Source organism: Skermanella aerolata KACC 11604 (assembly GCF_000936425.1).
GTDB classification, from domain to species: Bacteria; Pseudomonadota; Alphaproteobacteria; order Azospirillales; family Azospirillaceae; genus Skermanella; species Skermanella aerolata.
Genome location: NZ_AVFK01000005.1, coordinates 228,744 through 253,204 on the forward strand (window position 1 = coordinate 228,744; position 24,461 = coordinate 253,204).

Annotated in this window: 21 protein-coding genes and 1 other RNA gene; 15 read left to right on the forward strand and 7 right to left on the reverse strand. The window is 63.0% G+C overall.

Going from position 1 to position 24,461, the window contains the following annotated elements; translation table 11 throughout:
- Window positions 1-51 precede the first annotated feature (51 nt).
- Together N826_RS44160 and N826_RS09115 are read right to left on the reverse strand one after the other, a co-directional pair.
- Complete coding sequence (locus tag N826_RS44160; RefSeq protein ID WP_169789309.1) at window positions 52-213, reverse strand: hypothetical protein; 162 nt, start codon at window positions 211-213, stop codon at window positions 52-54.
- 72 nt (window positions 214-285) lie between these two features.
- The gene (locus tag N826_RS09115; protein ID WP_044427831.1) at window positions 286-1,311 is read right to left on the reverse strand and encodes an NAD(P)/FAD-dependent oxidoreductase; all 1,026 of its coding nucleotides are present in this window, start codon (window positions 1,309-1,311) and stop codon (window positions 286-288) included.
- A 119-nt stretch (window positions 1,312-1,430) separates the two neighbouring features.
- Here N826_RS09115 and tsaE point away from each other — a divergent pair, with 119 nt between their 5' ends.
- The 7 genes from tsaE (at window position 1,431) to N826_RS09145 (ending at window position 10,849) form a co-directional block, all read left to right on the forward strand.
- Window positions 1,431-1,919 (forward strand): tRNA (adenosine(37)-N6)-threonylcarbamoyltransferase complex ATPase subunit type 1 TsaE, encoded by a 489-nt coding sequence (gene tsaE, locus N826_RS09120; protein WP_044427832.1) that lies wholly within the window; start codon window positions 1,431-1,433, stop codon window positions 1,917-1,919.
- Window positions 1,916-2,935, forward strand: coding sequence for an aminoglycoside phosphotransferase family protein (locus N826_RS09125; RefSeq protein ID WP_052830952.1), 1,020 nt, complete (start codon window positions 1,916-1,918; stop codon window positions 2,933-2,935). Before tsaE ends, N826_RS09125 begins: the two co-directional genes overlap by 4 nt.
- Window positions 2,935-3,663, forward strand: coding sequence for a nucleotidyltransferase family protein (locus tag N826_RS09130; RefSeq protein WP_044427835.1), 729 nt, complete (start codon window positions 2,935-2,937; stop codon window positions 3,661-3,663). Before N826_RS09125 ends, N826_RS09130 begins: the two co-directional genes overlap by 1 nt.
- A gap of 126 nt (window positions 3,664-3,789) precedes the next feature.
- Window positions 3,790-6,792 (forward strand): double-strand break repair protein AddB, encoded by a 3,003-nt coding sequence (addB, locus tag N826_RS09135; protein ID WP_044427837.1) that lies wholly within the window; start codon window positions 3,790-3,792, stop codon window positions 6,790-6,792.
- Between the two features lie 40 nt (window positions 6,793-6,832).
- Complete coding sequence (gene addA, locus N826_RS09140) at window positions 6,833-10,303, forward strand: double-strand break repair helicase AddA (RefSeq protein WP_044427838.1); 3,471 nt, start codon at window positions 6,833-6,835, stop codon at window positions 10,301-10,303.
- 17 nt (window positions 10,304-10,320) lie between these two features.
- Window positions 10,321-10,485: an AbrB/MazE/SpoVT family DNA-binding domain-containing protein gene (locus N826_RS42895; RefSeq protein ID WP_157599330.1), complete on the forward strand. Its 165-nt coding sequence runs from the start codon at window positions 10,321-10,323 to the stop codon at window positions 10,483-10,485.
- Window positions 10,486-10,594: 109 nt separating this feature from the next.
- Window positions 10,595-10,849: a type II toxin-antitoxin system VapB family antitoxin gene (locus tag N826_RS09145; RefSeq protein WP_044427839.1), complete on the forward strand. Its 255-nt coding sequence runs from the start codon at window positions 10,595-10,597 to the stop codon at window positions 10,847-10,849.
- A gap of 545 nt (window positions 10,850-11,394) precedes the next feature.
- On the opposite strand, the gene N826_RS42900 is transcribed toward N826_RS09145, so the two are convergent.
- Together N826_RS42900 and N826_RS42905 are read right to left on the reverse strand one after the other, a co-directional pair.
- A complete protein-coding gene (locus N826_RS42900) occupies window positions 11,395-12,360 on the reverse strand; it encodes a hypothetical protein (protein WP_147040604.1) in 966 nt (321 codons plus the stop codon).
- A complete protein-coding gene (locus tag N826_RS42905) occupies window positions 12,353-12,964 on the reverse strand; it encodes a hypothetical protein (protein ID WP_147040603.1) in 612 nt (203 codons plus the stop codon). Before N826_RS42905 ends, N826_RS42900 begins: the two co-directional genes overlap by 8 nt.
- Before the next feature lie 506 nt (window positions 12,965-13,470).
- Between N826_RS42905 and N826_RS09150 the strand changes: the two genes are divergently transcribed.
- The 3 genes from N826_RS09150 to ssrA all read left to right on the forward strand — a co-directional run bounded on the left by N826_RS09150 (window position 13,471) and on the right by ssrA (window position 14,920).
- Entirely contained in the window at window positions 13,471-14,205 is a 735-nt protein-coding gene (locus N826_RS09150) for a hypothetical protein (protein WP_147040601.1), read from the forward strand.
- 36 nt (window positions 14,206-14,241) lie between these two features.
- Entirely contained in the window at window positions 14,242-14,478 is a 237-nt protein-coding gene (locus tag N826_RS09155; protein ID WP_044427843.1) for a hypothetical protein, read from the forward strand.
- Window positions 14,479-14,518: 40 nt separating this feature from the next.
- Window positions 14,519-14,920: a transfer-messenger RNA gene (gene ssrA, locus N826_RS41255) on the forward strand.
- A gap of 72 nt (window positions 14,921-14,992) precedes the next feature.
- Here ssrA and N826_RS09160 read toward each other — a convergent pair.
- The 3 genes from N826_RS09160 to N826_RS39780 form a co-directional block, all read right to left on the reverse strand.
- Window positions 14,993-15,694, reverse strand: a complete 702-nt coding sequence (locus N826_RS09160; RefSeq protein WP_044427844.1) for a VIT1/CCC1 transporter family protein — start codon at window positions 15,692-15,694, stop codon at window positions 14,993-14,995.
- A 77-nt stretch (window positions 15,695-15,771) separates the two neighbouring features.
- The gene (locus N826_RS09165; protein WP_052830953.1) at window positions 15,772-17,106 is read right to left on the reverse strand and encodes a DUF2254 domain-containing protein; all 1,335 of its coding nucleotides are present in this window, start codon (window positions 17,104-17,106) and stop codon (window positions 15,772-15,774) included.
- A 94-nt stretch (window positions 17,107-17,200) separates the two neighbouring features.
- Window positions 17,201-19,345, reverse strand: coding sequence for a sensor histidine kinase (locus N826_RS39780; protein WP_169789310.1), 2,145 nt, complete (start codon window positions 19,343-19,345; stop codon window positions 17,201-17,203).
- 539 nt (window positions 19,346-19,884) lie between these two features.
- On the opposite strand from N826_RS39780, the gene N826_RS39785 reads away from it, so the two are divergent.
- The 5 genes from N826_RS39785 to N826_RS09195 all read left to right on the forward strand — a co-directional run bounded on the left by N826_RS39785 (window position 19,885) and on the right by N826_RS09195 (window position 24,046).
- Entirely contained in the window at window positions 19,885-20,307 is a 423-nt protein-coding gene (locus N826_RS39785) for a curli assembly protein CsgF (protein ID WP_084720604.1), read from the forward strand.
- A 48-nt stretch (window positions 20,308-20,355) separates the two neighbouring features.
- Window positions 20,356-21,492 carry a CsgG/HfaB family protein gene (locus N826_RS09180; RefSeq protein WP_052830956.1) on the forward strand — a complete coding sequence of 379 codons (1,137 nt, stop codon included), beginning with the start codon at window positions 20,356-20,358 and terminating at the stop codon, window positions 21,490-21,492.
- A gap of 137 nt (window positions 21,493-21,629) precedes the next feature.
- Window positions 21,630-22,259 carry a hypothetical protein gene (locus N826_RS39790; RefSeq protein ID WP_052830957.1) on the forward strand — a complete coding sequence of 210 codons (630 nt, stop codon included), beginning with the start codon at window positions 21,630-21,632 and terminating at the stop codon, window positions 22,257-22,259.
- Window positions 22,260-22,399: 140 nt separating this feature from the next.
- Complete coding sequence (locus N826_RS09190; RefSeq protein ID WP_044427845.1) at window positions 22,400-23,134, forward strand: hypothetical protein; 735 nt, start codon at window positions 22,400-22,402, stop codon at window positions 23,132-23,134.
- Window positions 23,135-23,242: 108 nt separating this feature from the next.
- Window positions 23,243-24,046, forward strand: coding sequence for a hypothetical protein (locus N826_RS09195; RefSeq protein ID WP_052830958.1), 804 nt, complete (start codon window positions 23,243-23,245; stop codon window positions 24,044-24,046).
- Window positions 24,047-24,461 lie beyond the last annotated feature (415 nt).

Below are 24,461 nucleotides of genomic sequence, written 5' to 3' on the forward strand. Positions count from 1 at the left end.
TCCAACCGGCAGTGCTGGCGATGCGGCCGCTAGGGCCGCACCATAACCATACTACTTCTTGCCGGCTTCCGGCTCCACATTCTCGGCGCCCTTGCGGGTGCCGCCGAACTTGTCCGGACCGCCGGCATCCTTGGCGCCGGGCTTGTGGTGGTTGCCGGTGTTCTGTTGGTCGTCGGTGTGCTCGACGCTCTGTTCGGTATGCGGCTGCTTCATGCTGTCCTCCGTTGGTTACCTTGGAGAACAGCCCAGACGCGCAAGGGTTTCCTGGACCCCGCTACCAGACCGCTACTCGGCGGCGCCCGGCACGCCCTTGGTGGTGGAATACTCGAAGTGCAGCACCTCGCCGGGATGGACCAGCGGGAAGGCCGAATAGGCCGCCGCAGCGGCCTCCGCGAAGCCGGACAGGATCAGCTTCAGCTTGCCGGGATACGTCGCGATGTCGCCGATGGCGAAGATGCCGGGAAGACTGGTGGCGCAGGTCGATTGCTCGATCTTGATGTGGTGGCGCTCCAGGTTCAGCCCCCAGTCGGCGATCGGCCCCAGGTTCATGGCGAGGCCGAAGAACGGCAGCAGCACGTCGGCATCCAGCACCTTCTCGTCGCCGTCCAGCGTCGCCACCCGGACGCCGGTCAACGTGCCATCCGTCCCTTCCAGTCCGGCGAGCTGGTATGGCACGACCATCTCGACCTTGCCTTCCTTGGTCAGTTGCTCAAGCCGTGCGACGCTTTCCGGTGCGGCACGGAACTTGGCGCGCCGGTGGACGACCATGATCTTGGCCGCGACCTCGGCAAGGCTGTTCGCCCAGTCGACGGCGCTGTCGCCGCCGCCCGCGATCACCACCCGCTTGCCGGCATAGTCCAGCCGGCGACGCACCAGATAATGGACCGACTTGCCTTCGTACTGCTCCAGCCCGTCCAGCGGCGGCCGGTTCGGCCCGAAGGCGCCGACGCCCGCCGCGACGATGACGGCCTTGGCGTTGATCCGCGTCCCCGCGGAGGTCTCGACCAGCCAGCGGTCGCCTTCCGCCCGGCTCAGGCTGACGACCTGCTGCCCAAGGTGATAAACCGGCGAGAAAGGAGCCGTCTGCTCGTTCAGCCGCTCGATCAGATCGGCCGCGTCAATGGACGGGTAACCAGGAATGTCGTAAATGGGTTTTTCCGGATAGAGCGCGGCGCATTGCCCGCCAATCACGTCGAGGGCATCGATAACGTGGCATTTCATACGCAGCATGCCGCATTCGAAGATGGCGAACAGACCAACTGGACCGGCACCGATAATGGCGACATCGGTATGCTGCTCGGGGCTCGACATGGTGACTCCGGAAAAGCTAGGAAGGGTGTGGCATTGATTTCCCTTCATGTACCGGATTTCCAGCCGGGATCAAACCCCCGGCATCATCTCCCTCTGCGGACGGCACTGAGCATATGCCAATGACGGCTCCACGCCAGCACGGCCTGATCATCGACCTGGACGACGAAGCGGCCACGGCAGCTCTTGCAACCCGTGTCGGCGCACTCCTGCGCCCCGGCGATATGGTGGCGTTGCGCGGCGATCTCGGCGCCGGCAAGACGGCCTTCGCCCGCGCGCTGATCCAGTCGCACGGCGATCCCGACGACGAAGTGCCCAGCCCGACCTTCACGCTGGTCCAGACCTACGAGACGCCCAAAGGCGCGATCTGGCACTTCGACCTCTACCGCCTCTCCGGTCCCGACGAAGTGATCGAGCTTGGCTGGGACGACGTACGCGCCGACGGCATCGCCTTGGTCGAGTGGCCGGACCGCCTCGGCAGCCTGCTGCCGACCGACCGGCTGGACATCGCGATCTCCTTCGGCCCCACACCTGAGTCCCGCCGTGCCGCCCTGACCGGTCACGGCGGCTGGGCCGCCCGGCTCGCCCCGCTGGAGAACCCGCCGAAGTGACTGATCGCCCCGAAATCATTTCCAACTTTCTCAGCACCCACGGCTGGGGAACAGCCCTCCGCGATCCTCTCGTCGGGGATGCCTCCGCCCGCCGCTACCTGCGTCTGGCGCGCGGGAACGAGCGCGCGATCCTGATGGACTCGCCCAACCCCGCTGAAGACGTTGTCCCCTTCATCGCGATCGCCGATATCCTCCACCGCCTCGGCCTGTCAGCTCCCGAGATCAAGGCGGCGCAGCCCGACGACGGCCTGCTGCTGCTGGAAGACTTCGGCGACGGCACCTTCACCCGCCTGATCGCACAGGCGACCGACCCCGCCGAACTTTACCGGCTTGCGGTCGATGCCTTGGCCGTGATCCACCGGGATTTCCGCCCGGACCAAGCCTCCACGATCAACCTGCCCCGCTACGACGCCGACCTGTTCATCGAACAGGTCATGCTGCTGGCCGACGTCTACGTCCCCGCAGCGCTGGGCCGCGCCGCCACCGCCGCCGAGCGGACCGAGCTTGAGCAGGCTTGGCGCGCGACGGTCCCCGACGCGGTCCAAATCGGCACGTCCCTGCTGCACCGGGACTATCACGTCGACAACCTGATGCGGTTGCCCGACCGCGCCGGCCCGGCCGCCTGCGGCCTGCTCGATTTCCAGAACGCCGGCCTCGGTCCCATCAGCTACGATCTGGTATCCCTGCTGGAAGACGCCCGCCGCGACGTTCCGACACCGCTTGCCACCGCGATGCTCGACCACTACCTGAAAGGCTTCCCGGACCTCGACCGCGACGCGTTCTTCCGGTCCTACGCTGTGCTGGGCGCCGTCCGGCACACCCGCATCGTCGCGGTCTTCGCCCGCCTGCACCTGTCCCATGGCCGGTCGGAATACCTGCAACATCTTCCCCGCGTCTGGCGCCTGCTGGAAGCGAAATTGGCCGAACCGGCACTGACGCCAGTGCGCGACTGGTTCGACCGGACCCTGCCTCCCCAGGCCCGCGCCCCTCTGTTCCATTTGAAAGCAAGTGATTGATGACGACCCTGACTCACGCGATGGTGCTGGCCGCCGGGCTAGGCCTGCGCATGCGCCCCTTGACGCTCGAAATGCCGAAGCCGCTGATCTCCGTCGCCGGCAAGCCCCTGCTCGACCACGCGCTCGACCGGGTCGCGGCGGCTGGGATCGGGACCGCCGTGGTCAACACCCACTACAAGGGTGAGATGATCGCGGCCCACCTGAAGGACCGCACGGCTCCCCATGTCGTGCTGTCGCCCGAAGCCGATTTGCTGGAAACCGGCGGCGGCATCAAGCACGCGCTGCCGCTCCTGGGAACCGACCCATTCCTGTCGGTCAACGCCGACATCCTGTGGATGGATGGCCCGACCACCGCGATCGAGCGGCTGCTTCTGGCCTGGAACCCGAAGGCGATGGACGCGCTGCTGCTGCTCCACCCCGCCGTCAGCGCCTATGGCTATGACGGAAAGGGCGATTTCCACATGGACCCGATCGGCAAGGTCACCCGCCGCCGCAGCGGAGAGATCGCTCCCTTCGTCTTCGCCGGCGTTCAGATCCTGAAACCCGAGCTGTTCGCCGACACGCCCGACGGCGCGTTCTCGACCAACCTGATCTGGGACCGGCTGCTGGAGAGCGAACGCCTCTACGGCATGCGTCACGATGGCCTATGGTTCCACGTCGGGACCCCTGCCAGCATCGGTCAGGTCGAAGAGCATCTGGAAGTCCGGCCGCACCACGCCGAGTCGTAACCGTTCCGTTAACGATCAGGCCCGCTAAATACAATATATGGGAAGAATTTGCATCCCGACCCCGAGCTGTAGTATAGGTGGTCGTCGAACCTGCTGGTATTCACAAGCTCGGGGATCGACGGCCATATGGCCCACCCTACCGCAAAAGTCTTCACCATCCCAGCCGGCGTGCCCTTCGTGGACGCGCTCGCGACCGGCATCCTGGCACGGGCGGAGGCCGAAGGCGGCCCCCTGACCCTCGCTCAGTACAGCATCCTGCTGCCGACCCGCCGCGCCTGCCGCACGCTCCGCGAAGCCTTCCTCCGGCTGTCGGGCGGAGCGCCGCAACTGCTGCCGCGCATGAGCCCGCTCGGCGACATCGACGCCGACGAGCTGAGCCTGTCGCTGGAAGAAATTCCCGGCCTTGCCGGCGCGCTCGACCTGCCCCCCGCACTCTCCAGCCTGCGCCGGCAACTGCTGCTGGGCCGCGCCATCCTGGCCAAGGACGGCAAGGGCATCACCGCCGATCAGGCCGCCCGTCTGGCCGCCGAACTGGCCCGTCTGCTCGATCAGGTTCATACCGAGGGTGTGCCCTTCGACGGCCTGACCAACCTCGTCCCCGAGGAATACGCCCAGCACTGGCAGATCACGCTTGAATTCCTGAAGATCCTGACGGAGATCTGGCCGACCATCCTCGACCTGGAAGGCGCCATCGACGCCGCCCAGCGGCGCAATCTGGTGTTGAAGGCGCAGGCCGACGCGTGGCGAGCCAATCCTCCCGCCGGTCCCGTCATCGCCGCCGGATCGACCGGCACGATCCCCGCGACCGCCGACCTGCTCGAAGTGATCGCCAACCTGCCCCAGGGCTGCATCGTCCTGCCCGGCCTGGACCAGGAGATGGACGACGAGAGCTGGACGGCGGCTTCCATCGACGACGGCCACCCGCAGCATGGCCTCGCCAGCCTGCTGACCAAGCTGAAACTCCCCCGCGCCGAAGTCCAGCCGTGGGACTGCCCTCTGGAACCCGCCAACCCCGCCCGCACCAGCCTGATCGCGGAGGCCATGCGCCCCGCCGCCACGACGGAGGCATGGCGGGCGCTCGACTCGTTCGATGAATCGGCACTTGGCGGCATCACCCGGATCGACTGCCCGACCTCCCAGGAAGAAGCCGCCGTCATCGCCCTGATGATGCGGCAGGCGCTGGAAATCCCCGGCCGCACCGCGGCCCTGATCACGCCGGACCGCAATCTCGCCCGCCGCGTCGCCACGGCCCTTGAGCGCTGGGACATCGCCGTTGACGACTCCGGCGGACGCCCGCTGGCGGATACCGCCGTCGGCGCCTATCTGCGCCTGACAGCCGAATGCGCCGTCGAGAACGCCGATCCGCTCCGCCTGCTGGCCCTGCTCAAGCACCCCCTGGCGGGCGGCCGGCTGGAGCTGATCAAGTTCCGCAACCGCGCCCGCCATCTGGAACGCGCTGTCCTGCGCGGTCCCCGCCCCGCCCCCGGTTTCCGCGGCCTGCTCACCGCCCTGAAAGAAGCCGACGAACGCCGCTTCGACTTCGGCGAGGAAGGCCGCGTCAAGCTGATCCAGTTCGTTGAGAAGCTGCAAAACCGTGCGGCCGATTTCTTCGACGCGATGTCCGGCCCCAACGCGCTCCAGCCTGCCGACTGGCTGCGACTGCACATCGCGTTTGCCGAGTCGCTCGCCGCAACCGACGACATCAGCGGCCCAGAGCGGCTGTGGCGGCACGAGGACGGCGAAGCCGCCGCGACATTCGTCAACGAGATGATGCAGGCAGCGGGAGACTTCCCGCCGATCTCCGCCTCCCAGTACCCCGCCTTCCTCGAAGCCCTGATGGCCTCGACCGTGGTCCGTCCGCGCTACGGCCGCCACCCGCGCCTCAGCATCCTGGGTCTGCTGGAAGCTCGCCTTCAGCATGCCGACGTCATGATCTTGGGCGGCCTCAACGAGGGCACTTGGCCGCCGGACGCAGCGGCGGACCCGTGGCTGTCCCGCCCGATGCGGAAGGCCTTCGGCCTGCCGGTGCCGGAACGTCAGGTCGGCGTCGCGGCCCACGACTTCGTCCAGGCGGCAGGCGGCACCAGCGTCGTCCTGACACGGGCCGAGCGGGTGGACGGCACGCCCACCGTCCCGTCCCGCTGGCTGCTGCGCCTGGACACCGTCCTGCGCGGCCTCAACCTCCACGGTCTGATCGACGCCGAGGCGGAGCAGTGGCTGTCCTGGGTCGAACAGCTCGACCGCCCGGACGAAGTCCGCCCCGTCCAGGCGCCCGAACCGCGTCCTCCGCTCGCCGCCCGCCCGCGCACCCTGTCGGTGACCGAGATCGAAACGTGGATGCGCGACCCCTATGCGATCTACGCCCGCCGCGTGCTGAGGCTGGACGCGCTGGAACCCATCGCGGCCGATCCCGGAGCGGCGGAGCGCGGCCAGTTCATCCATCAGGCGCTCGACACCTTCGTCAAGGCTTACCCCAACGCCCTCCCCGCCGATGCGCTGGAAAAGCTAACCCACTTCGGTCAGGACGCCTTCGGCAAGCTGCTGTCGCAGCCGGAAGTCTGGGCCTTCTGGTGGCCCCGGTTCGAGCGTGTCGCCGCGTGGTTCGTCCAGTTCGAAACAGAGCGCCGCCGCACCATCCGCCCGCTTGCGACCGAAGTGAAAGGCAGGCTGGTGCTGGAAGGCCCCGCCGGTCCCTTCACGCTCCGCGCCAAGGCCGACCGGATCGACAAGCTGCCGGACGGCGGCCTCGCGATCATCGACTACAAGACCGGCACGCCGCCATCGAGCACCGAAGTAGCGCTGGGCTTCGCCCCGCAGCTCCCGCTGGAGGCCGTCATGGCGGCCACCGGCGGCTTCGAGTCGGTCGATGCCTCCCCCGTCGGCGCCATGGCGTTCTGGAAGCTGAGCGGCGGCGATCCCGCCGGCTCCGAGATCCCCGTCAAGGGCGACCTGACCGTGCTGGCGGAACAGGCCCGCTCCGGCCTGATCGACCTGATCCGCACCTTCGACGACCCCGCTACGCCCTACCGCTCGCGCCCCCGCCCCGACTGGGCGCCGCGCTACACCGACTACGGCCACCTCGCCCGCGTCCAGGAATGGTCCGCCGGCGGCGGGGAGCCTGTGGAATGAGCGCCCCTGCATCGAGCGCCCTTAAATCGAGCGACACCCCATGAGCGTCATCGAACTGCCCACCCGAGCGATCGACCCCAACGTCAAGCAGCGCAGCGCCAGCGATCCGGAATGCTCCGTCTGGGTCGGCGCCTCCGCCGGCACCGGCAAGACCAAGGTGCTGACCGACCGCGTGCTGCGCCTGATGCTGGCTGGCACCCAGCCGTCGCGCATCCTCTGCCTGACCTTCACCAAGGCGGCGGCGGCGGAAATGTCGATCCGCATCAACAACACGCTGGCGCAATGGGCGACGCTGCGCGACGACCGCCTGGAAGACCGGCTGACCGACCTGACCGGCGCCCGCCCCGACGCCGACATGCGCACCCGCGCCCGCCGGCTGTTCGCCCAAGTGGTGGATTGCCCCGGCGGCATGAAGATCCAGACCATCCACGCCTTCTGCCAGTCGCTGCTGCGCCGCTTCCCGCTGGAAGCCGACCTTGCCCCGCAGTTCGACGTGATGGACGAGCGCACCGCCGACGAGCTGTTGGCCGCAGCCCGCGACACCGTCCTGGCCCGCTCGCGCTTCGAGGCCGGCAGCGAACTCGGCAAGGCAGTCACCCGCCTGACCCGCGACATCCAGCAGGACGACTTCGCTGATATCCTGAAGTCGATCGCGATGGAGCGCGGCCGCATCCGCCGCATCATCGAGCGCCACGGTAGCCTGTCCGCCACCATCGACGCCGTCTTCGACCTGCTGAAGGTGCCGCCCGGCGCCGACGAGACCGAAATCCTCACCCAGGCGTGCCACGACGGCGCCTTCGACGTCCCCGGCCTGCGCGACGCCTGCCGCGCCCTCTCATTGGGCAGCAACACCGACCAGGAACGCGGCACCGGAATCCAGGCATGGCTGGACGCCGCCGAGTCCCGGATCGAGCGCTTCCACGATTTCGTCAAGCACTTCCTGACCACCGAGGGAACTCCCCGCAAGACCCTGCTGACCAAGAAGCCCGCGACATCCAACCCCGCAGCGCTCCAATGCCTGATGGCCGAGGCCGAGCGCCTGTGCCAGATCATCGACCGGGTCAAGTCGGCCGGAGTCGCCAACTCGACCTCCGCCCTGCTGATCCTGGCCGAAGCGCTGATCGAGACCTACACCCAGCTCAAGGCCGACCGCTCGCGGCTGGACTATGACGATTTGATCCTGGCGGCCCAGCACCTGCTGACCAAGGACGGCGTCGCCCCCTGGGTGCTGTTCAAGCTGGACGGCGGCCTGGACCATATCCTGATCGACGAGGCGCAGGACACCAACCCGGAGCAGTGGCAGGTGGTCGCGGCACTGGCCGAGGAGTTCTTCGCCAATGCCGCCGGCTCCGACCGCATCCGCACGCTGTTCGCCGTCGGCGATGAGAAGCAGTCGATCTACAGCTTCCAGCGGGCCGACCCGGCCGAGTTCGCCCGCATGCGCGGCCATTTCCAGTCCCGAGTGGAGACGGCGGAAGGCCGCTGGCACAAGATCGACCTGGAAATCTCCTTCCGCTCGACCGCCGCCGTGCTCGACGCGGTGGACGCCGTCTTCGCGCTCCAGACGGCCCGCGACGGCGTCGCGTTCGAGTCCTCCACGACGATCCGCCACGTCGCGTTCCGCCGGGGCCATGCCGGCCTCGTGGAACTCTGGCCCCCCGTCACCCCGCAGGAACGCGAAGCCCCGGCCCCGTGGGAGCCGCCGCTGACGCGCCAGCGCACCGACAGCCCGCCGGCAAGGCTCGCCGCCGTGATCGCCGACACGATCCGCGACTGGCTGGAGCGCGGCGAGGAACTGCCGGCCCGAGGCCGCGCGATCCGCCCCGGCGACGTCATGGTGCTGGTGCGCCGCCGCACCGGCTTCGTCGAGGAACTGGTGCGTGCCCTGAAGGAGCGCGCCGTCCCGGTGGCCGGCGTGGACCGCATGGTGCTGACTCAGCAGCTCAGCATCATGGACCTGATGGCGCTCGCCAATTTCCTGCTTCTGCCGGAAGACGACCTGACGCTGGCGACCATCCTGAAGAGCCCGCTGATCGGCCTGACGGAAGAACAGCTTTTCGACCTCGCCCATCCGCGCAAGGGCACGCTGTGGAAAGCCCTGCGGACCCATGCCGAGACCGGCACGGAGCTTCGCCCCGTCCACGATTATCTGCGCCGGCTGCTGAACGAGACGGACTTCATCCGCCCGTTCGAGCTGTTCGCCCGCGTCCTGAACGCCCCCTGCCCCACCGACGAGGTCAGCGGAAGGCGCGCGATCCTGAAACGCCTGGGTCCCGACGCGCAGGACCCGCTGGACGAGTTCCTGTCGGCCTGTCTGGCGTTCGAGCGCAGCCATGCGCCCTCGCTCCAGAGCTTCCTGCACTGGCTGGAGGCCAGCGAGGCGGAGATCAAGCGCGAGCTTGAACAGGGCAGCGACCGCGTCCGCATCATGACGGTCCACGGGTCGAAGGGCCTGCAAGCCCCCATCGTCTTCCTGCCCGACAGCATGGGCGTGCCGACCCAGAGCCCGCGCCTCCTGTGGCCCGAGGAAACCGACGGCGTCCCCCTGTTCGCCCCCCGCCGCGCCCAGGAGGACGGCACCTGCAACAGCGCCCGCCGGATCGCCGACCAGCGGCGCGACCAGGAATACCGCCGCCTGCTCTACGTCGCCCTGACCCGAGCCGAGGACCGGCTTTACATCTGCGGCTGGCAGGGCAAGAAGGAGCCCAACGACGCCTGCTGGTACCGCCTTGCCGAACAGGCGTTGCGCGAGATCGGCGAGCCCTGCAACTACGACTTCACAGCATTGTCGCCCCAGGACGGCTGGTCCGGCGAGGGCTGGCGCCTGCGCGGTGCGCAGTCCATGCCGGCCAAGGACGACAACCTCGATGCCGACCGCGAGACCGCCCCGTCATCCCTGCCGCAGTGGGCCAGAGCTGGCGCCCCGGAAGAGCCGACCCCGTCGCGCCCCCTGACCCCGTCCCGCCCGGAAGAGCCGGAACCCGCCGTCCGTTCCCCCATGGGCACCGACAACGGCGCCCGCTTCCTGCGCGGCACCTTGATCCACCGCCTGCTCCAGACCCTGCCCGACCTTGACCCCGCCTTGCAGGAGGCCGCCTGCCGCCGCTTCCTCGGCCGTTCCGCCCACAACCTGACGCAGGAGGGCCAGGAACTCATCACCAACGAGACCCTCGCCGTGCTGCGCGACCCCACCTTCGCCCCCCTGTTCGGCCCCGGCAGCCGAGCCGAGGTCCCCGTAGTCGGCGTCGTCTCCAGCCGCGCTCTATCCGGCCAGATCGACCGCCTGCTGGTGACCAACGAAGCCGTCTGGATCGTAGACTACAAAACCAACCGCCCCCCGCCGCTGGTCGAAGCCGACGTCTCGCCGGTCTACCTGCGCCAGATGGCGGCGTATCGCGCCGCGCTGTCGGCGATTTACCGGGAGAAGCCGATCCGCTGCGTGCTGCTGTGGACCGACGGGCCGAGGCTGATGGAGTTGTCGCCGGGGCTGCTGGACGGGCATGCGCCGTGATGAGCGGGGAGAATCAGATGCCGGTGGATACGGAGACGGGTGACGGCGGTGCCGCCGAGTCGGTTAAGCGTCGGCGCTACACGCTGGATGAGCTTATCGCCAAGTGCGATCCGACCGCTCCTGCTCCAGAGATCGACCGGCTGTGGACGGAAGGCGAGCCAGTCGGTGACGAGGTCCTCTGAGGCGGAGAGGATGCGCATGAGCCAATGTGCCGCAGCTACAAGGCTTTAGTAAAATCCAACGATGTCCCTTATCTTCCCAGGCCTAAATTTCTGCCTAGGAGCCCGAGCGATGCCGCTGAACATCAAGGACCCCAACACCGAACAGGTCGTCCATGAACCGGCTGCCATCACGGGCGAAGTAGGCACCACGGCGGTTCGAAATGCCGCCGAAGAGAGGTTTCAACGAATTCGACGCGACGAAGCCGGTCGAAGGCTCGCCGATGAACTGCTTGCGATAGGCGCATGCTGCAGCGCCCTACCCGATCTGGACACCCGAAGCATCAACGACATTCTAAGCTACGATGAGCATGGATTTCCGAACTGATGGTAATTGATACATCGGCGATCACCGCCATCCTGCTGAAAGAACCTGACGACCCGTTATTCGTCGAAGCAATAGTAGAACGGACCCCAACGATGATATCCGCCGCAATCCTCCTTAAAGCCTCCATGTTGATCCAGATGCACAAGGGAGAAGCCAGAGGATAGAGCCTAGAATTTTTCATCCATTCCGCTGGTATCAAAATCGTGCCGGTGGCCTAGGAACAGTCGGAAGTCGCATACATAGCGTAGCGCCAATGCAACGAAATCCGAAATCCCGCAGGCTTTAAATACGGTGCTGTTTCTCCTAGCCGTTGGCAAAAACGCGCGGCGCGTCACTCCTAATCAAGGAAAATGAAGTCGTTCAGACAAATCATTGATCAATAGGCAGGTAAAAAGGTTAAAGTATTTTTATAATAATGCTCGAGTATATACTGAAATAATATTATGATTTGCGGAAGGGGTCATAAAGGCAGATCGAAATTTATGAGCCATAGCTAACCTCAATGATTTATACTTTAAATTCTTCGCATGTTATGATTGTTATTTTTATATTTTTAACGACACTTCAGGAGCAAAATTACCTTCACCTATACATTCATATAGAGATATTACATAAAAAAGTTCGTCAAAAGAAAAATGGTGAAACATTTTATTTTTGCTTTTTTCATCTGACGCGTCTCTACCCGTATCTTCCCAAATCACCGGAGTTGCGCCCTTTGGTATACAGCCAACACTCATAATGACTTGAGCATATTCATGCATTTCATCTAATCTATTTATATGCAAAGAAATGATTTTATGCATTAAATTAGAGTGTTGTAACATATAGTCGTGGGCTAACCCAATCAACTCAATTTTCGGCTCAGACCTCTCTTTGATTTCCAGTAAAAACTTTTTCTGAATTCTGCTACTTTTCAACATGTCATTCCATTGCAACATTATTTTAACACTAATTTTCATTAAACCATCAAAATTATCACGTGATCCATTTACTGGCAGCAACGATAAAGGACTATCATGATGCTGTGAATAGTTTCGAAGGTTGTAGAGAGCACGGTAAGCGAATGAACTATCATAAGCATCTTTGATAGCCGAATTAAAAACGCAAAATTCCCTTGAGTTCTTACCATAAGCTTCAGACAAGCGTGTCAGCGTTCTGTCACGGAAAGCACTTGCCGCAGAAAGGAAGTTTGAGATTGCACGCTGTGCCTTTACATAGGCGAACGTCATCTTAGCACCAACCCAAACAACTGGATTTGGTACATTCTGGATGGATCTACTTATATCCATCTCAGCACGGCTTAATTCATTAAATTCCTCGACTAACGATAGGTAATCCACAACTATGGGCCTTAGTTCAGCAGTAATGCCCACAACTCGGGTAAATTCATCGAAAGACTCTTGATTTAAGGAAGTATTATGGATTCCGATATCAACAACTCCATCAGGCTTTAATAGGTACCACCCCAATCTTTTCATGATATCCTCTATTTTTATTAATTTTTCAGCCAAAAATTTTAAGAATTCCCGAAAAACTTGGATTTTTTGTCAGCCTAGAAGCCAAACGCAGAAATCTTCTTCTATTTAAAAGACTTTCAAGTTCTATCATCTTTCTCCGTCGGTAATCTGGTAAATTTTTAAGATCTGCTGCCGCTGGGAGCGACCAAGCAGACTCACAATCGTCAAAAATGTTGAAGAAATCACCAATGAGATCGTTAGAATTGCGAAAAGAATAGGAGAGTGTTGATGGCTCATCGAGATCATCAAAGAACACTATGCACGGCATATCTGCCCTTCGCACTCCAAAATATTCACGCGCCTCCGAATTAAAACTATCAGTCTGATGAGGAGAGAACCCTGCAAATGTTGTTAAGTATCCTATTGAGTTGCCTTTGATCATTGATCTTCTTCGGGGTTTTCTTTCTTTTACTTTAGGAACATCAGCGGTCAAAAGTAACACATATTTTCCTGAAAACTCATGCAGTGAGTTCCAATTATTTAATATTGCTGAACGAAAGTCTGTATGCGCTTCCGAATACATTAGGCATGCTAGAAAACCATTAAAATTTATAACGTATGGCTTCGAAGCATCCTTAATTTCACTTATAGTTTCCATCTTCTCTTTTCCGGACTTGTAGTTTTCTCACCGTTTGGCGTCATTATAGCACATCAAAGAGAAAGGTATGCAAAAAGAAACAGGTCAACCTCCGGTGGACATGCAATCATCGCCGGTTGAAGCAAATAGCCCTCAGAGGCATTTGCGGAACAGTCAATTCAGAGGCTCATGTCGAGTTTCAGAGTGGCACGTAGATGCCTCCGCTGCTGCGTCAAGAAGCATCGATAACGCTACCCTGCGAAATTTGACTTCCGCTATAACCAGCGTAAGATTCTCCATGGTGGATGCATCATCGCGGCACTGAATGGTTCTGATAGCAAAAAAATGATGCATAGCAACTCGCACATGGCTATCGCCTGATGTGAGTTTCCGGTGAGGGTGCCATGGGTAGGATGTTCAAGATCAGGATAAGCGGGAGCGGCGCTGGCACCGATGCGCCGTCCGTGGAAGACCTGCTTGATCAGGTTCGCGATTACCTGGAAATCCTCCATGGCGTCGAGGAAGCGGTGGCCGAGGACGGGGCGCTTGCCATTGATTGGCGGATCGTCGATGCCAGCCGGAACAGTCCGCTTGCGCTGGAGTGTCAGGCATTTCCGAGGAACTATGCGGTGAACATCGACCGGCGGGCCGAGTTGGTGATGGATTGCACCGCGAAGGGCTTCCAACTCCTGCAAACCACAGCCGAGCGGCCTGAGTATTTCACGGACAAGGTGCTGACCAAGGCCCTTGGGATCTTCGATCGCGTTACGAACGGCCTCAACCTGACGGAGGTCGATTTCGGCGAAGGATTGCTGCCGATCTTGATAACGCCGGTAATTGCGCGAGGGGCAGCGGCGAACACGGATCGCGTCCTCAAGCCGGTTTCCAAGCCGTACCGGGAATTCGGCTCCGTCGAAGGATATTTCCAAGGTGTCGAGCGGGATGGTTTTGGCCGGAAGCTGCTGTATGTCCGGCATCGGGTGACCGGCGACATCATAAAATGCATCGTCTCCGGGAAGGCGCTTATGGAAGTCGAACGTCACCAGATCGCGGAAGTTTTTCACAATCGGCGCGTTCAGGTAACCGGAATGCTTTACTTCAAAATCTTGGGCAGGCTATCTCAAGTCGAGGCCAACGAAGTTCGCTTCCTTCGCTCCCGGTCTGAACTGCCACAGGTCGATGATATCATCGACCGTGATTTTACCGGCGGCATGACTTCCGAGGATTACGTCGAGAGGCAGCGGAATAGCCGCGCCTCGTAAAAGCATCTTTTGTATTGCTCTCGCCACCCTCTGTACGTGAGCAATTTCCTTCTCAGGCTGGCATCCCCCCATGGCGAGGCCGGCACGCGGGCCAACCACAGCGCCCGCGTTGCGGCCTGGATGACGAAGCGGCGGGAGCAGGTCGCGTGGTATCGCCGCACAGGGGTCACCGCCCTCCAGCATCAGCGCCAAGCCGCGTTCGCCCGCAAGGATGCGATCGAGCGGGAGCTTCTGGCCCTGGTCACCGCACCGGTCCCGAATACCCCGGCATGATAGACCCATCGAGCCCCCGCCGGGGGGCTTGAAGTCCCGACCGATTTCGCCTATCTAATGCTCAGCGTTGCAGAGCGGCCTTCGGGCCGTTCGAGACTGCGATCATATAAGACCTGGCGGACGGGGGCTGCAATGCCCCCCGCCTCCACCAAAAGACCTCGTGATGAGCGGGGCATGGTCTTCGGACCATCAGGCCAAACCTCCTTTGGAGTTCAGGGCTTGTCCTATGGGGGCGAATTAGGATCGACGTGGGTGAATAAGGGTCGTTTAGATGCTGGGTGAGGTACGCCCGCTGATCCCCTTCCGGGGTGAAGCTCGTCCGACAACTTGTGAATGTCGCAAATGACAACCACAATGCTCAGGATCTCCGCGTAGCTGCCTAACGGTGGCCGTGGTGAAACTAGGCGGGGCTGGAATGGCCTAGCAACAGAATATTCCCAGAAAGGGCGGGGGCAACCCCGCCCTTTTTGCTTGGCCCCGACGCTCCCTCGCCCGCCCCGCCCCGGCTCCACCACTACACGACGGTCCCGAACACCGCCCCGATGCCGGCGGTCAGCGCCATCGCCGCCGCACCCCAGAACCCCACGCGCGCCGCGCCCTTGACCGGGTCCGCCCCACCCGCCCGTGCGCCGACCGCACCCAGCAGCGACAGCAGCGCCAGCGACAGGACCGACACCGCCGGAATCAGCATCCCGGCCGGAGCCAACAGCACCGTCACCAGCGGCAAGGCCGCCCCGACCGCGAAGGATGCCGCCGAGGCCATCGCCGCCTGGACCGGACGCGCCGTCGTGATCTCCGATATCCCAAGCTCGTCCCGCGCATGCGCGCCCAGCTTGTCGTGATCCATCAACTGCACGGCGACCTGCCGCGCCAGATCCAGCGTCAGCCCACGCCCAACATAGATCTGCGCCAGTTCCTCCCGCTCGGCATCGGGATACTCGTGCAGTTCCTTCGCTTCCTTGGCAAGGTCGGCCTGCTCGGTATCGGACTGCGAACTGACGGAGACATACTCCCCCGCCGCCATCGACATGGCGCCCGCCACCAGCCCGGCGGCGCCGACGACCAGGATCTCCCTCGGCTCGGCATTCGACGCCGCGACGCCGACGATCAGGCTGGCGGTCGAGACGATGCCGTCATTCGCTCCCAGCACTGCCGCCCGCAGCCATCCGATGCGTTCGAGCAGATGGTTTTCCCGATGATGTCTCAAGCGCGCCATGAACTACCTTTCCCTCAGGGCTTTCCCCGATGAAGCTCCGCTCCGGATCATACCGGGTTCATCGCTCACAAGCCCGCTCAGGATACATCCAGGGCCGCAAGGCTCCTGGCTACCGTGTCGTATCGGATGGAAATCGCCATCGCGTCCGACTCTTCCTCGGCGGACCGGTGACCGGCGGATGCGATCATCCCGGCATGCCGGGCCAAGGCGTCCCGCTGCTGCGCGGTCCGGCAATGGCAGGCCAACTCAGTCAGCGAATCGAGCATGTGGATCAGGACGGCGGGAGAGGTCGACGCCGCCTGACGCAACTCGTTGTAGGCCCGGTCGACCAGCCCGGTGAACGTGACAGGCCGGGTCACGAGCCTCGCCACGCCCTGCTCGTCCCGGTGGAAGGCCGGCTCCATGTCGCGGCCCATCACCAGCGCGATCGAGGTCGCCAGCCGGTCGATCACGGCGACGGCGGTATAGGGGTCGTTGATGCCGGGAGACAGCGCGCGAAGCCCCACCTCGACCATCTGGCGCAGCGAGAACTCGAGGTCCTGGGTCGGCGTGCTCTCGGATCCCAGCACGATGGCGTCGGCGATCTTGCCGGCCAGTTCGTCGCTCGCCCGCTCCTGCGGCAAGACCAGCACATGGCGCCCGCTGGCCAGCAAGTGCGAGCCTGCGCGAAAGCGAAGGGTCAGGGTCACGTCATGGTCCTGGGCCAGATTGACCAGCGCCGCATACCCGATCGTCTGGACGTAGCCGCCCTTCGGCAGTCCCAGCGCCTTACCGCCGGTCTCCTCCGGGACGTCGGTTTCCGGCCGGGCGTCGCTGGGGGCGACGGTGCCCGCTTCGGGCAGAAGCCGCTCGATCAGGTCGTCCATCTCGCCGCCGACGCGGTTGATCACCGTGTCCGATACGATCGAGCTGGCGAGGTGATGCACATAGAACAGCAGCAGAAAGACGCAGACCAGCGACAACACGCTGCCCAGCGTGATCGCCACGTGCGGCACGTTTTCCGCCGAAAGCTGATCGTCTATCCGGCGATAGACCAGCAGCAGGTAGACAATCGTCATGATGAAGAAGCCCAGCGACGCCTGCGTCCGCTGGTTGCCGATGAAGCTTCGGATCAGGCGCGGACCAAGCTGGCTGGCCGCCAGCGTCAGCACGACCATAGTGATTGAGATCGCCAGCGTCGCCATCGTGATGATGGAGGACAGCAGGGTCGCCAGCAGGTCGCTGGCGCTCCCCGGATTGCCGCTGTAAAGCCACCAGACCCGCTCGCCGTCTGGCAAAAGATCGCTGTCGATCCGCAAGGCCAAGACGGCGATGACTCCCGCCCCCAGCGTCATCAGCACCGGTATGAACCACAGGCTGGTCTTGAGCCGCAGCCACAGGTTCAGCAGCCGGTCGTATTTCGTAGCGTCCATGGGCGAACAGCCATCCGTTGAGCGTCCGGGATCGGATCAGGTCATGAACCCATCCGCCGCCCCTCCGTTCCGGGATCGGCCCGGATAACCCGCGTCAGGTTGCCGCCACCTCCCAAGCCCGCCTGGACGGCGCGCCGGCGCCGAAACCGGAGAAGCGGTGCTCCTCGACCGACACCGTCGTCCGGTACCCGGCCAAGGTGCAGACCTCGACCGTGGCGTCGATCTGGTCCGCCAGCGCCCTCAGCAGGATCAGCCCCAGCCCCGCGCCGGCCGCCGCGTCCTCCGCCGGACCGGGACCGTCGTCCGATACCGTCAGCACGACGCGGCCGATCTCCGGCCTGTGATGCAGGCCGATCCGCACGCATCCCTGCCCGCCGTCGGCGCAGCCGTGCTTGAGGCTGTTGATCACCAGCTCGTGGGCGATCAGGCCCAGCGGCAGTGCGGTATCCAGGTCGCAGCACAGTGGCTCGGCGTCCACCGTCAGCTTGACCGGCCGGTCCAGGTAGCTGCCCCACAGCGTTTCGCACAGCCGGCGGAAATGGTCGACTATCCTGACCTCCGCGACGTTGTCCGCCGTATAGAGATGCTGGTGGATCGACCCCAGCACGGCGATCCGCTGACCGATCAGATGCATGCGCTCACGAGCTTCGGGATTGTGGCGCAGCCGGTTCGATTCCACCTGCAATAGGCCGCAGATGGCCTGAAGGTTGTTCTTGACCCTGTGATGCACTTCGGTCAGCAGGATATCCTTCTCGTGCAGGGAGTCGCCCAATTCCTGCATCAGGCGGATGCGGTCGGTGATGTCGATCATCGTGCCGAGGAAACGCGCGGACCGCGTCCGGTTCTCGGCCACACGCCCCCGGATGTCGATCCAGCGGGTTTCGCCAGCCCGGTCCACCGTGCGGATCTCCATCCGCATCTCGCCCAGGATGGATATGGTGTCCATCGACCTGCCGAAATACTCGCGGTCGTCCACGTGGACGCGGTCCAGGATAGCCGCAAGTCCGATGGCGCCGTCGATGTCCAGGATCTCCCGGCACCGGTCGGAACAGGTCATGGCGCCGCTCTCCATGTCCCAGTCCCACGTCCCGACCTGTCCGGCTTCCACCGTCATCCGCACCTGCTCTTCGCGATCCCGCAACCGTCGGACCAGCAGGTCAAGCGACTGGCTGAGCGACTTCACCTCGGCATAGTCGTCGGCCAGCGGGATCGACACGGGGCCGGACACTTCCATAAGGCGATCCGCTGCCCGCCGGAGCCGCGCCAGCGGCGATGCCAGCCGCGACGCCATGAACCAGGCGAGGCCCAGCGACGCCAGCAGCGTCGCCAGCCCGACCATCAGGATGCTTTGCCGCAGAGTCGAAACCGGCGCCAGGGCGACTTCCAGCGGTTGCCGCGCCAGGATGGTCCAGCCCAGACCGGAATATTCCCGGTGGCCCAAGCTCCGGGCATAGCCGACGACGTAGTCCCTGCCGTCGGGCCAGCGCTCGACCATCGACCCGCCGCCATCGGCCCGCGCCGCCCGGAGGCTGGCAAGGTCCAGCGCGGTATGCCGAAGTCCCGTCGGCCCCAGGATCACCTGCCCTTCGCGGGTGACCACAAGCACTTCCGCCGCTTCATGGCGGGCGGCATCCACCAGGACGGAGCGCTCGACCTCCTCCGCCCACTGCCAGTTCAGATGGGCGCCAAGCACGCCGATGGTGTTGCCGCCGGCATCGACGACCGGCGCCGCCACGTCAACGAAGCGCGGCGGCTCCTCCGACGGTTCGGCCAGCAGTTTCGCGAGCAGCAGCGCTTCATGGACGTCGCCGGCATGGATTCCGCGCAAGCCTTCCTGGAACCACGGCCGGGCGCCGACATCCCTGCCCTCCAGCAACCCTCCGGTCGATGCAACGACCGTCCCCTGCACATCGGTGAAGCCGATCCAGGCATAGAGCGGATATGTCGCCTGAAGCCTGTTCACCAGCGAGCGCCAGCCATCGGCGCTGCCGGGACCAAGCAGATGTTTCGTCAGCGACGCCGCGACGCCGATGTCGCGGAACCGCTCGAACATGCCGGTATCCAGCTTGTCGCGCATCTGATGCGCGACTTCGGTCAGCATGGCGCTGCTGCTGCGCTCGACCTGGCGCGAGGCGATCGCGCCGACCAGCATGCTGATTCCGATGACGACAATGGACGAGAGAATGGCGAAGGCCACGATCAGCTTCAGTCTGAGCGATGGACGATACCCGGATCTCACCGGAGCACTCCCGAAGTCAGCATCGTCATGATGCAGCCCCTTGCTTGTCATGGCTTCCAGCGTTTCCGAAAAGATCACGCTACAAAGCTGAAGCTATTTGGAGTCAACTCGAAAGTAAATATCCCAAAGGTCAATGCGGGTTTTGCTGCTTTTTCAGTAAGCACCGGGAAAAATTATTTCTGTTTCGGCGCCTGCTTCATCAAATCTTAATAATTTTAGTTAAAAGTGAAACCGGCTCGACGGCACGATATAGGGCGGCTTCTCTTTGGAAGTATCCGGCACCTCCCCCGTCGGCACGATTCGCATCCCGTCCGCCTGACGTGAACGGATACCCAATCCAAGCGGTTCTGAAAGCGCACGAGTAAACTTTCGTTAAAACTTTATAAAAATCCCATACCTCTCTTCCACGGCTTGGCTGTTTCTACCCATATCGGTATTTTCAATCTCAGAACACGGCAGGACGCGAAACAAAGCGATCCGAAAAGCCGAACAAATAAAACAATAGCCAGCCGGACGCGGGCTGAGCGAGGAAATGACAGATGGCTAAAGTATCAAATTCCCTTATCGCAGGCACCATTTTATTGGTCTGCTTGAACGGAACCGCCGCAGCCGGTCAACTCACTTACCGGCCGATCAATCCTTCGTTCGGCGGCGATCCTTTCAACTCCGCACATTTGCTTGGCATCGCCAATGCCAACGACCGCTACAAGGACCCCGACGCCGTCGATATCGAGGAAGTCCTCAACAACATCGATTTCGGCACCGCCGGCGCTACGACTGCCGGCACCACGGGAACCGCCGGAAGCGGCGTCCTGACCGACGGCATCGGAAACGGCACGAGCTCCGGCGCCGTTAATACGACCACCGATACTACCACGGGGACAAGCAGCGGCACCGCCACGCGAAGCGGTCTCGGCCTTTCCATTACGCCGAACTCCGACGGAAGCTTCACGATCCGCTGACATCAGTGCCGGATTCTCGGCCATTTCCTGTGAAGAGAGTTTTCAATCATGCGTATTTTCCGCAATCTACTGCTCACCGTGGTGAGCAGCGTGGCTCTGGCCGCCTGCGCCCAACCCAACAGCCGCCCGGAACTGGCCTTTTCCCAGCCGGCGGAAGCCGAGATCAAGACCATCAACCTGGATGAACTCCAGGCCCTGCCGGAACCGTTCCGCAAAGTCGCGGTCGCCGTCTACAAGTTCGAGGATCTGACCGGGCAGAACAAGCCCAACGAAAACTTCTCCGAATACAGCCGGGCGGTCACCCAGGGCGGCACATCCATTCTGATCAACGCCCTGGAACGCGCCGGCAATAGGAAGTGGTTCACGCCGGTCGAGCGGGCGTCCCTGCCTTCCCTTCTTCAGGAACGCCAGATCATCCGGGTCACCCGCGAGGAATACGGCGGGAAGGACCTGCCGGCATTGCCGCCGATGACCTATGCCGGCATCATGCTGGAAGGCGGCATCATCGGCTACGACAGCAACACGATCACCGGCGGCTTCGGCGCCCGGTTCCTCGGCGTCGGCGCGAATGCCGACTACCGCCGCGATACCGTAACGGTCTTCCTCCGCGCCGTATCGGTCCAGTCCGGCGAAGTGCTGAAATCGGTCAACGTTTCAAAGACGATATATTCAGCGGCCCTCCAGGGCGGCGCCTTCCGCTTCGTCGATTTCAAGAAGCTGCTGGAAGTCGAGACCGGCATCACCACGAACGAGCCGGTTACCCTGGCGGTCAAGTCGGCGGTCGAGAAGGCCGTCTATACCCTGGTCGTCGAAGGCCTGATCGACAACTTCTGGCGGCTCAAGGACCCCGCACAGACGCAAGGCCTCATCAACAAGTACTGGGCCGAGCGCGACGGCATCTACAACGTCCAGACCGTCAAGACTTCGCCCGGCGACCTCCAGGTCAGCCCGCCGCCAGCCCGGTCTCCCTCTCCCGATGCCAACGGCGAGGAAAAGCTGGCTCCACCGCTGACACCCGGCGTCCCTGCGCCGACACCGGGTCCGACATATATCGTGCCGGGGCAGACGCCCAATCCGGGCGGCCGGATCATCGCGCCGGGCGCCGTCCCGATGTCCGCTCCCGTGGAACATCAGGCACCGGCCCCGCAATCGGCCGAAGCCCCGGCAAGCCAGCCCCTGCCGTAAGACCTCGAAGACGCCGGGAGGGCGGTTTCGGCCCCCCGGTCCCTTCTCGAAAAAATGAATTCGTTAGGTTCTTTGCACACAAAGGCCAAGGGGCAATTGCGCCCAAAATTCAAACAATCGATTGGAACTTCAAAGTCATGCGCAATATTCTTCTCGCTTCCGCCGCTTTCTTCGCCCTGACCTCGGCCGCCTTGGCCGACAACAACGACGCCTTCATTCTTCAGGTCGGCGGCGGCAACGAAACGACACAGACGCAGGGCGACGCTCCCGTCAACAAGGTCACCACCGGCAACGAAGCGGTTTCCGTACAGCTCGGCTTCGGCAACACCGTAACCCAGACCCAGGGCGCCGACACCGCCATCAGCCTTGAGAGCAACGCCCTCGCCGTCCAGTTCGGAGCGCAGAACGAGGCCACCCAGACCCAGACCGGCAAGTATCAGGAAGCCACGATCCTCCAGGCAGGCATCGGCAACACCGCCACCCAGATCCAGCGGAAAAGTGATAACGATGCCCTGGCCGTTCAGGTCGGCATCGATAACGAGTCGGTACAGCGGCAGCAGGGCTCTTTCAACGAAGCCACAGCTTTCCAGATCGGTGCCGGCAACTCCGTGACGCAGCATCAGATGGGCGACTACGGCACCGTCACCGCCATCCAGGCCGGCTTCCAGAACACCGCTACCCAGAAGCAGGAAGCGACCAGCCACAACGACAACGCCCTGGCGATCCAGGCTGGCGTGAAGAACACGGCCAGCCAGACCCAGAAATAAGCGCGCGGAAAATCATTCAGGCCGGTCGGCGGGGGTTTTTCATCACCCCCGCCTCCCACCGCAAGACCATTCGTTTGGACCGATAATCGGCTTCCACCGGGCAATTTCGCCCTGTTCTTCCCAAAATAGAGGCTAAAGTCATGCGTAATCTTCTTCTCGCTTCCGTTGCTTTCGTCACCCTGTCCACTGGCGCCGCCCTGGCCGGCAGCAACGACGCCTATATCCTTCAGGTCGGCGGCGGCAACGACTCGCTCCAGACCCAGTCCGGCTACGAAGGCGTCGTCGCCGGCGCCCAGTTCGGCCTCGGCAACGAGCTGAGCCAGACCCAGGAAGGCGTGCGGAACTCCGCCATGTCGCTCCAGGTCGGCATCGACAATAAGGTCGAGCAGACCCAGGAAGGTTGGTACAGCGCCTACAACGAAGCCACCGCGGTCCAGATGGGTATCGGCAACTCCGTCAAGCAGAAGCAGGCGGGCGGCTTCAACGACGCGCTGGCAATTCAGGCCGGCGTCAAGAATTCGGCCGAGCAGAACCAGTACGGCCTCGGTCATGACGCCGTGGCGATGCAGGTCGGCGGTTTCAACGTGGCCAAGCAGGATCAGTCGGGCATCTACGGCCACGAGGCCTCCGTCCTTCAGGTGGGTATCGGCAACTCCTCCGAGCAGACCCAGTCGGGCGCGTACAACACGGCCTCCGCTCTCCAGGTTGGCTTCGCCAACTCCGTTCTCCAGCACCAGACGGGCGTCGCCAACAACGCCGTCGCCGTTCAGGCCGGTGCGTTCAACCACGTGCACCAGGACCAGTATGCCCGTGGCGACAACGCCGTGGCCATGCAGGTCGGCGTGGGCAACTCGGCCCACCAGATCCAGCGCTAAGCGGTGCGGCGGGCGGGGGGCTTCGGCCCTCCGCCTCTCCTCCCGGCCGTCTATTTCGCCGGCTTGGATCTGTTTTCCCCATTTACCGCCGAGGACATTGCTTCCACCATGACCCCACCGAACATCAAGCAGGTTCTCCTGGCGTCGGCGGCCGTGATTTGCCTTTCGGCTCCGGTAATGGCCGGTACATTCAACGATGCCGAAATCGTTCAGATGGGCATTGCCAACAGCTCGATCCAATTTCAGGACGGATATTCGAATACCGCCGCCACCCTTCAGTTCGGCGCCTACAACGATTCCGAAATCATCCAGATCGCCTACCATAACGACGCCGACCTGATGCAGGCCGGCTACGGCAACACCGCCGCCATCCACCAGGGCGGTACGTGGAACGACGCCGTCATAGCCCAGGTCGGCGGGAGCAACGACGCCTTCATCGATCAGGTCGGCGGGGGGCTCGAAGCCTCCGCCGTCCAACTCGGCTGGGCCAACGACGTGACGGTGGTCCAAGCCGGGCTGATGGACGACGCCAATATCTTCCAGGCCGGCACCTACAACGACGTGATGATCGCTCAGGTCGGCTACGGCCACGACGTCGCCGTCGTTCAGGTCGGCACGGGCAACAAGGCCGATGCCAGCCAGTCCGGAGCCGATCACGAAGCGACGATCCTTCAGGCCGGTCTCGGCAACGATGCCTATCTCCGCCAAAGCGGGACGAAGAACAGCGCCGCGGTGGCGCAGGCGGGCAAGGACAACACCGCGACCGTCCAGCAGGCCGGTTTCCGGAACGATGCGACCACCATCCAGGTCGGACGCGGCAACTCGGCGACGCAGACCCAGGGCGGAGCGTTCAACGCCGCGACGATCGTCCAGGTCGGCCGGAGCAACACGGCTGTTCAGACCCAGCGCTGACGCCGCCGTACTCCCCGCCTGAACCTCGATCAATACACCCAATACGGTGTCGGCCGGATAACGGCCTCACCGACCCCCGCAAGATCCCCGGCGGGGGATCGAGCCAAGGGCATGGCCCTTGCGGGTCGAATAGCATCGACCCGAACTTTAGCCAAACTAACCCGGCGGAATATTCCGCCGGGCTTTTTGCGTTTCGTTCACAAGCAACGACCGAGACAAAGCGGATCGACGCCAGGACATCGCGGCAGGTTTGCTGCCCCGCCCTCTATGGCTCTCCCCATCCTTCTTTTGGATAATACTTCCTTAACCTGATTGTAGCCCAGTTCGGCTTCGGGATTCACCTCTCCGCTGACCAGCCGGCGATCCATTCACAAATACGTTTAAACTTTCGTTAAAATTTTATTTAAATTCGGTA